Raw genomic sequence first — 13,446 nt, forward strand, 5'->3', positions numbered from 1 at the left:
CTGACAGGATGGGCAGCGCGAAGGCAGCACAGGGCAGAGGAGCGGCAGTGGGCCACCAGCTCATCGACGGCAGATTCCGCATCGGACGCGCCATCGGCAGGGGCAACATGGGAGAGGTCCATCAGGCCGAGGACCTCCGGGTGCCCGAGGGGGCTCCCGGGCGTACGGTCGCCGTCAAGACCGTCCTGCGCCGCCGCACCGGCATCCGCGTGGCCACCGGAAGCGACACCAAGGCCGTGGAGCGCTTCGCCCGCGAGGTGGCCATCATGCGCCGCCTCGACCACCCCAATCTCACCCGGCTCGTCGCGGGCGGCATCGCCGGGGACTGCGACGACCTGCCCTACCTGGCCATGGAGCTGCTGGACGGCCGCTCGCTGCGCGACCTGGTCGAGGAGGAGTCCCAGCTGCCGGTCGCCTGGGCCGCCGCCGTCGGCGCGCAGATCGCCGCGGGGCTCGCCGCCGCCCACGCGCAGGGCGTCGTCCACCGTGACCTGAAGCCCGCCAACGTCATGCTCACCCGCGGCGGCACGGTGAAGGTGCTCGACTTCGGCATGGGCAGCATCGTGGAGGACCCGGACCAGACGCGGCTGACCAGCACCGGCGTCAGCGTGGGCACGGCCCGCTACATGGCGCCGGAGCAGTGCCAGGCCAGGCAGGTCACGCAGGCCGCCGACCTGTACGCGCTGGGCTGCGTGCTGTACGAGATGCTGGTCGGGGTCCCCCCGTTCACCAGCGAGTCCGCCTACGAGCTGGCCGAACGGCACGTCCACCAGGAGCCGGCCCCCGTCCGCCGGATCCGCGACGGCATCCCCGCGGAGCTGGCCCGCCTCGTGGAGCGGCTGCTGGCCAAGAACCCCGCGGACCGCCCGGCCGACGCCGTGACCGTGCGGGACGCGCTGCTCCCCCTCGCCGTACCCGCGGACGAGCGGAGCCTCGTACCCGCCTGGGACGAACTGGACCCGACGCGGCCCCTGCGGCGGGCGGCCCCGGAGCCGGTCCGGGCCCCCGCCGAGCAGCCGGCTCCGGTGGCCGCGTCCGGTTCGGGCATGGACGTCTTCCGCGTCCACGAGGCCCTCATCCGCGACTACCGCTCCTTCACGGAGGGCGGCACCGTCATCCGCGACGACCGCGTCAAGGCGTACGTCGCGAAGGACCTGGACGACAAGTCCCAGTGGCCGAATCCCTGGCTGTCGCTCAACCCCTTCTTCCAGGGCGGCGGTTCCGTGGTCGAGCTGGCCCAGCAGAAGGTGCTGCACCCGGAGTGCGCCCGCGTCTTCCAGGCGAGGAAGACCAAGGGCGGCACCGTCTGCGACGGCCGTCCGCTCACCCTGCACCGGCACCAGCGCGACGCCATCGACGCCGCCGCGTCCGGCGCCTCGTACGTGCTGACGACCGGCACCGGCTCCGGCAAGTCGCTGTCCTACATCGTCCCGATCGTCGACCGGGTGCTCCGCCGGCGCGACGAGGAGGGCCCGAACGCCCCGAAGCGCGTCCGCGCGATCATCGTCTACCCGATGAACGCGCTCGCCAACAGCCAGCTGGAGGAGCTGCGGAAGTTCCTCCACGACGGCTACGGCGAGGGCCGGGAGCCCGTCACCTTCGCCCGCTACACCGGCCAGGAGGGCGACCTGAGGCGCAGGGAGATCCGCGACAACCCGCCGGACATCCTGCTCACCAACTACGTGATGCTGGAGCTGATGCTGACCCGCCCGGCCGACCGGGCGAGCCTCATCCGCATGGCCCGCGGCCTGGAGTTCCTCGTCTTCGACGAACTGCACACCTACCGGGGCCGCCAGGGAGCCGACGTCGCCCTGCTGATCCGCCGCGTCCGCGAGGCGTGCCGGGCGCAGGACCTCCAGTGCATCGGCACGTCGGCCACCATGTCGACGGAGGGCACGCCGGAGGACCAGCGCCAGGTGGTCGCCCGTGTGGCGAGCACGCTGTTCGGTACGCCGGTGCGCCCCGAGCACGTCATCGGCGAGACCCTGGTCCGCGCGACCGGCGAGGCCCCCGCCGCCGTACCCGCCGAGCGGCTGGCCTCCCCCGCCCCGCGCGGCTACGACGACCTCGTGCGCGACCCGCTGGCCCGCTGGATCGAGGACCGCTTCGGGCTGGCCGAGGACGCGGCCGGGGGTCGGCTGGTGCGGCGGCCCCCGACGCAGGTCGAGGTCGCCGCACGGGAGCTGCACGAGCTGTCCGGGGTGGACGAGGAGAGGTGCGCGCAGGCCATCCGCGACACCCTGGAGGCCGGCGCGCAGGCCCGCAACCCGCGCACCGAGCGCCCCCTGTTCGCGTTCCGTCTGCACCAGTTCCTGTCCAAGGGCGACACGGTGTACGTCACCCTGGAGGACAAGGCCTCCCGTCACCTCACCCGCTCCTACCAGCTCGAACAGCCGGGAAGTGGCGGCAAGTTGCTGATGCCGCTGGCCTTCTGCCGGGAGTGCGGGCAGGAGTACCTGACGGTGTGGCGCACGGAGAAGGACGGCGAGGTGCGCTACGAGGCCCGCCGCGACACCTCGGCGACGGGCGGCAGGCAGGGCGACGGCTACCTCTACGTCGACCACGAGCGGGAGTGGCCGTCCGACGTGCGGTACGCCGTGCACGACCGCCGGCTGCCCGAGTCCTGGCTGGAGCTGGACGACACGGGCCAGGAGGTCGTCAAGCGCGCCTACCGCGACCGCGTCCCGAAGGCCGTCACCGTGGACCCGTTCGGGCAGGAGGGCCGGGGCGAGCTGAAGGCCGCGTTCATCCCGTCGCCGTTCCTGTTCTGCCTGCACTGCGGTGTGGCCTACGAGCAGACGCGCGGCCGGGACTTCGCCAAGCTGGCCACGCTCGACCAGGAGGGCCGCTCCTCGGCGACCTCGCTGGTCTCGGCGTCGATCGTCCGCTCGCTGAAGTCGGTACCGCGGGAGGCGCTCGACCCGCGGGCCCGCAAGCTGCTCACCTTCGTCGACAACCGGCAGGACGCCTCCCTCCAGGCCGGTCACTTCAACGACTTCGTGCAGATCACCCAGCTGCGCGGCGCGCTGTACCGGGCGGCCTTGGAGGCCGGCGAGGAGGGCCTGCACCACGAGGAACTGGCCTCGGCGGTGACCGGCACGCTGGCCGTCAGCCCCGGCGACTACACCGGCGAGAGCGACCTGCCGCCGTCGCTGGCCCGCAACGCGGCCCGCACGCTGCGCGACGTGGTCGCCTTCCGGCTCTACCTCGACCTGGAGCGCGGCTGGCGCGTCACCATGCCCAACCTGGAACAGACCGGGCTGCTGGAGATCGACTACGAGGACCTGGACTGGGTCGCCGCCAGGCAGGACCGCTGGGACGGCACCCACCGGGCGCTGCGGGACGCCGACCCGGCGCTGCGGGCCGAGATCACCAGGACGCTGCTGGACGAGATGCGCCGCTCGCTGGCCATCGACGTGTCGTACTTCCGTGACGACACCTTCGACTCGCTCCAACGGGCCAGCGAGGAGCGGCTGGTGGACCCCTGGGTGCTGTCCTCCGCGGACAAGCCCCGGGTGGGCACCGCCTACCCGCACCCCTCCCGGCCCGGCATGGACCGCTCCGGCCTGTTCCTGTCGGCGCGCGGCAAGTTCGGCAAGTACCTGCGCCGGGCCGACCGCGCCTTCCGCGACCTCGACCAGGACGACGTCCAGCTGATCATCACCGAGCTGCTGAAGGTGCTGGCCGGGGCCGGCCTGGTCAAGGAGGTGGAGGCGGCACCGCAGCGGGCCGGCCGCTACCGCAGGGCGTCCTCCGCCACCACGACCGGGTACCGGGTGGCCGCCCAGTCGCTGGTGTGGCGGGCCGGCAAGGGCGAGTCGGGCGCCCACGACCCGCTGACCCGCACCTACCAGAGCGGCGACGGTCCCCGCATCAACACGTTCTTCCTCACGCTGTACCGGGAGACGGCCGACGCCCTGTCGGGCCTGTACGCCCGGGAGCACACGGCGCAGGTGTCGCCGGAGGACCGCGAGGCGCGCGAGAAGGCCTTCCGCGAGGCGGAGCTGAAGCTGCTGTACTGCTCCCCCACGATGGAGCTGGGCGTCGACATCTCCGAGCTGAACGCGGTGATGATGCGCAACGTGCCGCCCACCCCCGCCAACTACGCCCAGCGTTCGGGCCGCGCGGGCCGCAGCGGTCAGCCCGCGCTGGTGACGACGTACTGCGCGACGGGCAACAGCCACGACCAGTACTACTTCCGCCGCTCCGAGCGCATGGTGGCCGGCTCGGTCGCCCCGCCCCGTCTGGACCTGGCCAACGAGGACCTGGTCCTCTCCCACCTGCAGGGCCTGTGGATCGCCGAGGCGGGCCTGCGCCTGGGCCGCTCGGTCCCCGACGTCCTGGACGTCTCGTACCCGGACTCCGGCGACCGCCCCGACCCGGCCCTGCACCTGCTGCCCGACATCCGGGACGCGGCGCACGACGAGAGCGCCCAGCGGCGCACGGTGGACGCGGCCCTGCGTGTCCTCGGCCCGCTGTTCAGGGACTTCGCCGAGACGACGTGGTGGCACGACGACTGGATCGAGGACCGGGTGCGCACGGTCGCGTTGCGCTTCGACCGCGCCTTCGACCGCTGGCGGAGCCTGTTCCGGGCGGCGCTGAACGACCAGTACGTCCAGAACCGGCGGCGCCTGGACTACAGCCTCACCGAGGCCGACCGCAACCGCGCCAACGCCCGCCGCCGCGAGGCCGAGACGCAGCTGAACCTGCTGATGAACGAGAGCGTGGACAGCAAGTCGGTGCTGTCCGACTTCAACCCCTACCGCTACCTGGCCTCCGAGGGCTTCCTGCCCGGTTACAGCTTCCCGCGCCTGCCGCTGGCCGCGTACATCCCGACGGTCGGCCGCCGCCGCGGCGACGGCGACTACCTCCAGCGCCCCCGTTTCCTCGCGATCCGCGAGTTCGGCCCGGGTGCGCTCGTGTACCACGAGGGCGCCCGCTACCAGGTGACCCGCGTCCAGCTGCCGCCGGACTCCTCGGGCGAGCTGACCACCGGCGAGGCCCGGCGCTGCGCGCACTGCGGCTACCACCACGATCCCGAGGACCGCGAGGACCGCTGCCGGTTCTGCGACGAGCCGCTCGGCGCGGCGACGTACGGCCTGCTGCAGCTGCACACCGTCTACACCACCCGCCGCGAGCGGATCTCCTCGGACGAGGAGGAGCGGCGTCGCGCCGGTTTCCGGCTGGAGACGTCGTACCGCTTCCACGACCACGGTGTCCGCAAGGGCCGCCTGAACGCCACGGTCGCCGACGGCGGCGGGCAGCTCGCCCGGATCACCTACGGCGACTCCGCGACCGTCCGCATCACCAACACCGGCCGGGTCCGCGCCCGTACCGACGAGCCGGCGGGTTACTGGCTGGACCTCGCCGACGGCCGCTGGATGAACGACAAGGACGCGGCGGAGGCGTCCGGCGACTCCGCCGAGCTGCCGCTGGTGGACGCCGACGGCAACGAGCGGCGCCGCAAGAAGCGGGTCATCCCGTACGTGGAGGACCGGCGCAACATCCTCGTCGTCACCCTGGACGAGGCGCTGCCCGAGCCGGTCGCGCTGACGTTCATGTACGCGCTGGAGCGGGGCATCGAGGCCGCGTTCGAGCTGGAGGACGCCGAGCTGGCCGGGGAGCTGCTGCCGCCGGACCACGGCCCGCGGCGCCGCATCCTGTTCATGGAGGCCGCCGAGGGCGGCGCGGGTGTGCTGCGCCGGCTCCAGGCCGAGGACGAGGCCCTCGCCAGGGCGGCCCGCCGCGCACTGGAGATCTGCCACCTCTCCCCCGAGGGCGAGGACCGGGGCGGCGAGGAGCACCGTCCCGGGCGCCCCTGTGCGCGCGGCTGCTACGAGTGCCTGCTCACCTACGGCAACCAGCTCGACCACGCGCAGATCGACCGGCGCACGGTGGCCGCCCTCCTGGTCCGGTTCGCGTCGGCGACGGCCCGCCGCGAGGAGCGGGGCGAGTCCCGCTCCGAGCAGTACCGGCGGCTGCTCGCCGGCCCGGCCGCGGCGAGCGAGCCCGCGCCGGCCGAGCCCGCGCCGGCCGAGCGCGCCGACGCCGAACCGGCCGCGCAGGGCGACTTCCTGGGCTGGGTGAAGGCGCGGGGCCTGCGCCTGCCGGACGAGAAGGACGTCTTCCTCACCGAGGCGAACGCCGCACCGGACTTCGTGTACCGGCTCCCCGGCGCGAACGTCGCGGTGTTCGTGGACGGCCCCGGCACCGAGGAGAACGCCCTGCGCGACGCCGACGCCGAGGAGCGGCTCTACGACGCGACCTGGGACGTCGTCCGCTTCCCGCACGGCGCCGACTGGGACGTCATCGCCCGGGCCCACGCACGCTACTTCGGCTCTCCGGCCGCGAACCGACCCTGAACCAAGAGGATTTGACGATCACCATGGCATTCACGTTCTCCGCCGGATCCCTGGTCAGGGCACGCGGCCGCGAGTGGGTCGTACTCCCCGAGAGCGAGCCCGACCTGCTCGTGCTGCGTCCGCTGGGCGGCTCGGACGACGACATCGCGGCGGTCCTCCCCTTCGAACCCGTCGAGGAGGCCCGTTTCGCCCCGCCCGAGCCGTCCGACCTCGGCGACCAGCGCGCGGCCGGTCTGCTGCGCACGGCACTGCGGGTGGGCTTCCGCTCGGGCGCGGGCCCGTTCCGCTCCCTGGCGGGCATCGCGGTGGAGCCCCGCGCCTACCAGCTCGTCCCGCTGCTGATGGCGCTGCGGCAGAAGACCGTCCGCATGCTGATCTCGGACGACGTCGGCATCGGCAAGACGGTCGAGGCGGGCCTGATCGCGAGCGAGCTGCTGGCGCAGGGCGAGGCGACGGGCCTGGCCGTGCTGTGCTCGCCCGCGCTGGCCGAGCAGTGGCAGCAGGAGCTGCGCGGCAAGTTCGGCATCGACGCCGAGCTGGTGCTGGCCTCGACGGTGTCCCGGCTGGAGCGCGGCCTGGACCTCGGCCAGTCCCTGTTCGACAGGTACCCGAACGTGATCGTCTCCACGGACTTCATCAAGTCCCCGCGCCACCGCGACGACTTCGTGCGGCACTGCCCCGACCTGGTGATCGTGGACGAGGCGCACACCTGCGTGGCCGCGGACGACACCTCCGCGAGCGCCCAGAGCCAGCTGCGTCACGAGCTGCTGCGCCGGGTGGCGGAGGACGCCGACCGCCACCTGCTGCTGGTCACGGCGACCCCGCACAGCGGCAAGGAGTCGGCGTTCCGGAACCTGCTCGGCCTGGTCAAGCCGGAACTGGCGCACGTCGACCTGGAGTCGGAGGCGGGCCGGAAGCTGCTGGCCCGGCACTTCGTGGCGCGCAAGCGGGCGGACGTACGGCGGTACCTCACGAAGGAGGACGGCCTGGCGGACGACTCGCTCGCCGAGCGCACCGCGTTCCCCTCGGACCGCTACTTCAAGGACGAGACGTACAAGCTCTCCCCCGACTACCGGGCCCTGCTCGACGACGCCATCGCGTACGCCGGCGAGCGGGTAGAGGAGGCCGGTGTCCGGGGCCGCCGCGAGGCACGGATCGCCTGGTGGTCGGCGATCGCGCTGCTGCGCTCGCTGGTGTCCTCGCCGCGGGCGGCCGCGCAGACCCTGACGACCCGTTCGGCCGCGGCGATCGCGGCCAGCGTGGAGGAGGCCGACAAGCTGGGCGCCCCGCTGAACAGCGACGCGGCCGACAGCGACGCCCTGGAGGGCATGGACGTCGCACCGGGCGCCGAGACGGACGAGGGTGCGCCGAAGTCCCGGCTGGCGGAACTCGCCGAGCGGGCCCGGCAGTTGGAGGGGCCGGAGCAGGACCTCAAGCTGAAGGCGCTCATCAGGCAGCTCAAGGCGCTGCTGGCCGACGGCTACCACCCGATCGTCTTCTGCCGCTACATCCCGACGGCCAAGTACCTGGCCGAGCAGCTCGCGAACGACCCGGAGAAGAAGAAGCGCGGCCCGCTGGGCGCCAGGACGGTGGTGAAGGCGGTCACCGGTGAGCTGTCGCCGCAGCAGCGCATCGAACGCATCGAGGCGCTGGCGGCGGAGGCCGGCGAGGACGCCGCGGCCCGCCGGGTCCTGATCGCCACCGACTGCCTGTCCGAGGGCGTCAACCTCCAGCACCACTTCGACGCCGTCGTCCACTACGACCTGGCCTGGAACCCCACCCGCCACGACCAGCGCGAGGGCCGCGTCGACCGCTACGGCCAGCGCCGCGACGAGGTCCGGGTCGTCACCCTGTACGGCGACGACAACGGCATCGACGGGAAGGTCCTGGAGGTGCTGATCAAGAAGCACCGCCAGATCAAGAAGGACCTCGGTATCTCCGTGTCGGTCCCGGACGAGCTGTCCACGGGCGTGACGGACGCGATCGTGGAATGGCTGCTGATGCGCGGCCGCGAGGACCAGGACGCGCTGTTCGGCGCGGACGGGTTCAGGGCGAGCCGGGCGAGGCTGGAGAACGACTGGAACTCGGCGGCCGAACGCGAGCGGACCTCCCGCTCCCGTTTCGCGCAGCGCTCGATCCACCCGGAGGAGGTGGCCCGCGAGGTCGCCTCGATCCGTGCGGCGCTGGGCGGCGCGGGCGAGATCCGGACGTTCGTACGGGAGGCCCTGGGCGCGCTAGGCGCGGTGCTGCGCGACCACGGCGACGACTTCACCGCCCAGGTCGGCGGCACCCCGGTGGGCCTGCGGGACGCGCTCGCGTCGACCGTGGGCGCGGAGATCATCGAGAAGGACCGCGAGATCCCGTTCCGCGGCGACCCCGCGGTGGGGCGCGGGGAGGCGGCCCTGGTCCGCACGGACCCGGTGGTGGGCGCGCTCGCCTCCCACGTCCTGAACGCGGCCCTGGACCCCCGGGCGGAGGGCGCCCGCCCGGCCCGCCGCTGCGGTGTGGTCACCACGGACGCGGTGACCACGCGGACCACCCTGCTGCTGGTCCGCTACCGCTTCCACCTGACGCTCCCCTCGCGGGGCGGTGAACGGCAGCTGGTGGCGGAGGACGCGAGGCTGCTGGCCTTCGAGGGCGCGCCGCGCAACGCGGTCTGGCTGCCGCGGGAGCGGGCGGCGGAGCTGCTGGACGCCACCGCGACGGAGAACACCGACCCGCACTTCGGCGAGCGGACGATGACCCGCATCCTCGGGCAGCTCCCCGACGTCCACGCGCACCTGGAGGCGTACGGCGACGAGCTGGCCGCCGACCTGGACGCCGCCCACCGCAGGGTCCGTGCCGCCTCCGGCGAGATCGTCCGCGGCCTGTCGGTGACGGCCCAGAAGCCGGCGGACGTGCTGGGCGCGTACGTCTACCTGCCCGCCGCCCCGTCCGCTTCCGCTGGAGCCCCCGCCTGATGTCCGCCACCACCCGCAACCAGGTGTTCACCGCCGTCCACACGGTCGGCGGACTGCTGCCGGCCGACATGCTGCTGCGCATCGCGGAGGACAGGGACGTCCCCGGCTCCCGGCCCGCCGACTACGGCCTGCCCTCGTCCCGTTCGGTACGGGACGAGGCGGAACGCAGCTGGGAGTACCTGAAGCCGCTGTGGCGGGAGCTGCGCGAGCGCCTGCCGGAGGACCGGGAGACGGGCGTCCCCGCCGCCGACCCCACGGGCATCGCCCTCTCCGACTGGCTGACCCCCCTCTGGCGGGAACTGGGCTTCGGCCGGCTCACCCCGGTCGGCCGGGCGGGCATCGCCGCCGACTCCGACCCGGAGAAGACGTTCCCGGTCTCCCACCGCTGGGGCCACGCCCTCGTCCACCAGACCCCCTGGAACACGGAGCCCGACAGGCGACCGGGCGGCGCGGGCACGGTCCCGCCGCAGTCCATGCTCCAGGAGTGCCTGAACCGCACGGAGGCCCACCTGTGGGGCGTCCTGACCAACGGCCGCCGGCTGCGCCTGCTGCGCGACTCCAGCGCGCTCGCCACGGCCTCGTACGTCGAGTTCGACCTGGAGTCGATCTTCGACGGCGAGCTGTTCAGCGAGTTCACCCTGCTGTACCGGCTGCTGCACGCGTCACGGTTCGAGGTGGCGGAGGGGGCGGCGGCCGGGTGCCGGCTGGAGCAGTGGCGCACGGAGGCGATCGCGTCCGGCACGCGCGCCCTGGACCAGCTGCGCAAGGGGGTGCAGGAGGCGATCACCACGCTCGGTACGGGCTTCCTGCGCCACCCGGACAACGCGGCCCTGCGCGAGCACCTCGACGTGGGGGCGCTGCACACGGCCCTGCTCCGGCTCGCCTACCGGCTGCTGTTCCTGTTCGTGGCGGAGGACCGGGACGTGCTCCACGGCCCCGGCGCGTCGGCGCGGGCACGGGAGCGGTACGCCGGGTACTTCTCCTCGGCGCGCCTGCGCGCCCACGCGCGGCGCCGCCGGGGCACCTCCCACGGCGACCTGTACCAGTCCCTGCGCATCGTCCTGGACGCCCTCGGCGACGAGAACGGCCGGCCGGAGCTGGGGCTGCCCGGCCTGGGCGGCATCTTCACCGACACGGAGGCGGACGCCCCGCTGCGCGGGCTGTCCCTGTCGAACGAGTACCTGCTGACCGCGGTACGGCACCTGTCCCAGGTCCGGGACAGCGGCTCACGGCGCCGGCGTGCCATCGACTACCGCCACCTGGACGCCGAGGAACTGGGTTCGGTCTACGAGTCCCTGCTGGAGCTGGTCCCGCAGCACAGCGCGGCCGAGCGCACCTTCGAGCTGGTGGAGCTGGTCGGCAACGCCCGGAAGACGACGGGCAGTTACTACACCCCGTCCGGGCTCATCGAGCGCCTGCTGGACACCACCCTCGACCCGGTGCTCGACGACGCCGTCAAGCGCGGCGAGGCCGCCGCCTCGGCGGCCGGCGCGGCGGACGCGACCGACGCCATCGTGCGTGAGCTGCTGTCCCTGACGGTCTGCGACCCGGCCTGCGGCTCGGGCCACTTCCTGGTGGCGGCGGCGCGCAGGATCGCCAAGCGCGTGGCGGCGGTGCGCGAACGCCTCCCGGAGCCCCCCGTCGAGGCGGTGCGGCACGCCCTGCACGAGGTCGTCGCCCGCTGCGTGTACGGCGTGGACCTCAACCCGATGGCCGTGGAACTGGCCAAGGTGTCCCTGTGGCTGGAGGCCCTCGAACCCGGCAAACCGCTCGGCTTCCTGGACGCCCACGTCAAGCGCGGCAACGCCCTGGTCGGCGCGACACCCGCCCTGCTGGAGAACGGCGTGCCCGACGACGCGTTCAAGCCGATCGAGGGGGACGACAGGAAGTTCGCCAAGGCCCTGGAGAAGCAGAACCGGCGGGAACGCGCCGGGCAGGGCGGCCTGTTCGACCTGGACACGGAGACGAAGGTCGCCAACGACGCCTTCGCGTCCCGGTTGCGCCGCATCACCACGGCCGGATCCGACACCCTGGCCGAGGTCCGCCGCCAGGAGGCCGCCTACCTCGACTGGTCCCGCTCGGCCGAGTACACGCACGCCCTGCACGTGGCGGACGCGTGGTGCGCCGCGTTCGTGTGGCCGAAACGGCCCGGGGCCCCGCTCGCGGTCACCCAGGACGTCTTCCAGCGCCTCCAGGACCCGTCGGCCGACGCCGCGCCGCGGTCCACGCACGAGGAGATCGTGCGCCTCAGGGACCAGTACGCCTTCTTCCACTGGCACCTGGAGTTCCCGGAGGTCTTCTCGGTACCGGAGGCGGGCGCGGCGGGCGGTGCCGTCGACCCGGCGACGGGGTGGGCCGGAGGGTTCGACTGCGTGGTGGGCAACCCTCCCTGGGAACGCATCAAGCTCCAGGAGCAGGAGTTCTTCGCGCAGCGCGACCCCGCCATCGCGAACGCCGGGAACGCGGCCGCCCGGAAGAAGCTCATCTCCGGACTCCGGGACACCCACGACGGGCACGTCCTGTACGCCGCGTACGAGGCGGCGAAACGGAGGTCGGAGGGCGAGAGCCATTTCCTGCGCGACGCCGGCCGCTGTCCGCTGACGGGCCGCGGGGACATCAACACGTACGCCGTCTTCTCGGAGACGGACCGCCTGCTGACGAGCCCGCACGGCCGCATGGGCGTCGTCGTGCCCACGGGGATCGCCACCGACGCGACCACGCAGTACTTCTTCAAGGACCTCGTGCACACCGGGGCCCTCGCGGCGCTGTACGACTTCGAGAACGCCGCGCCGCTGTTCCCGAACGTCCACCGCTCCTTCAAGTTCAGCATCCTGTCCCTCACCGGCCGCGCGGCGCGGGAGCCGGAGGCCGAGTTCGCCTTCTTCCTGCACGGCCCCCACGAACTGGACGAGCCCGGGAGGTCCTTCACGCTGACCCCGGAGGAGATCACCCTGCTCAACCCGAACACGGGCACGTGCCCGGTGTTCCGCTCCCGCCGCGACGCCGAGATCACCCTGGGCGTCTACCGTCAGGTCCCCGTCCTGGTCGACGAGGCCGCGCCCGGCACCAACCCCTGGGGCTTCCAGTACGTCGAGGTGCTGCACCTGTCCCACGCGGCCGGGGAACTCCTGGACGACGAGCCGGAGGGGGAGGCCGCGTACAAGGTGTACGAGGCCAAGATGCTCCACCACTACGACCACAGGTGGTTCACCTACGGCGACGAGGACGCCGTCGTCCGCACGGACCCCGCCGCGGAGGCCCGGCCCCGCTACTGGGTGCGCCGCGGTGTGGTGGACGACCGGCTGGCCGGGCGGTGGGAGGCCGAGTGGATGCTGGGCTGGCGGGACATCTGCCGGTCCACCGACGAACGCACGGTGATCGCGGCGCTCCTCCCCCGGGCCGCCCTGGCGAACACCCTGCCCCTGGCGTCCCTGGCCGACCCCCGCCACGCGCCCCTGCTCGTGGCCGCGCTGTCCTCCTTCGCGCTGGACTACGTGGCACGGCAGAAGGTCGCCGGCACCCACCTGACCATGATCTACCTGCGTCAGCTCCCGGTACCGTCCCCGCGGACGCTGGCCGTCCACAGCGCGTACGTGGTGCCGCGCGTCCTGGAACTCGTCCACACCGCGGCGGACATGACTCCCTTCGCGCGCCACCTGGGCGACGACGGGGCGCCGTTCCGCTGGGACGAGGAACGCCGCCGGCGGATCCGGGCGGAGCTGGACGCCTTCTTCTTCCACCTGTACGGCATCTCCCGCGAGGACGTCGTCCATGTCCTCGACACCTTCCCCATCGTCAGACGGAAGGACGAGGCCCGGTACGGCGCGTACCGCACCAGGGAACTGATCCTCAAGGAGTACGACCGCATGACGGAGGCCGGCCTCACGCCGGACACCCCCCTGGTGGAGGGCGACACCTACACCTCCACCCTCACACCGCCCCCGGGCCACGGCCCCCGCCACCCGGGCGGCTCTCTCCCGGCCTCCTGACCTGGCGGTCGCGCGGAGGGAACGGCGACGGATGCTCTCCTCTCGACAGCATCCGGCGTGACGGCGCACCGTCCGTGGATCGGGCCCGCACGCCGACGCGGCGCACGGAACGCACCGGCCGCCCGGGTGTCCGGG

General features: G+C 73.2%; 3 protein-coding genes. All 3 read left to right on the top strand.

The genetic code is table 11. The features are described 5' to 3' along the window. The first annotated feature begins 47 nt into the window (after positions 1 to 47). From ACZ4VF_RS06945 to ACZ4VF_RS06955, 3 genes are read left to right on the top strand one after another with little or no spacing between them, the layout of a single operon-like run. Positions 48 to 6,362, top strand: coding sequence for a protein kinase domain-containing protein (locus tag ACZ4VF_RS06945; protein ID WP_467923582.1), 6,315 nt, complete (start codon positions 48 to 50; stop codon positions 6,360 to 6,362). Between the two features lie 23 nt (positions 6,363 to 6,385). Next, positions 6,386 to 9,322 (top strand): helicase-related protein, encoded by a 2,937-nt coding sequence (locus ACZ4VF_RS06950; RefSeq protein WP_467923583.1) that lies wholly within the window; start codon positions 6,386 to 6,388, stop codon positions 9,320 to 9,322. Continuing rightward, positions 9,322 to 13,311 (top strand): Eco57I restriction-modification methylase domain-containing protein, encoded by a 3,990-nt coding sequence (locus tag ACZ4VF_RS06955; protein ID WP_467923584.1) that lies wholly within the window; start codon positions 9,322 to 9,324, stop codon positions 13,309 to 13,311. The genes ACZ4VF_RS06950 and ACZ4VF_RS06955 overlap by 1 nt, the downstream gene beginning before the upstream one ends. Positions 13,312 to 13,446 lie beyond the last annotated feature (135 nt).

It is taken from the genome of Streptomyces sp. NPDC029151 (assembly GCF_055564315.1).

Excerpts from the sequence above, each read along its gene's own strand:
- ACZ4VF_RS06950 (WP_467923583.1), top strand. The coding sequence starts at position 6,386 with ATGGCATTCACGTTCTCCGCCGGATCCCTGGTCAGGGCACGCGGCCGC.
- ACZ4VF_RS06955 (WP_467923584.1), top strand. The coding sequence starts at position 9,322 with ATGTCCGCCACCACCCGCAACCAGGTGTTCACCGCCGTCCACACGGTC.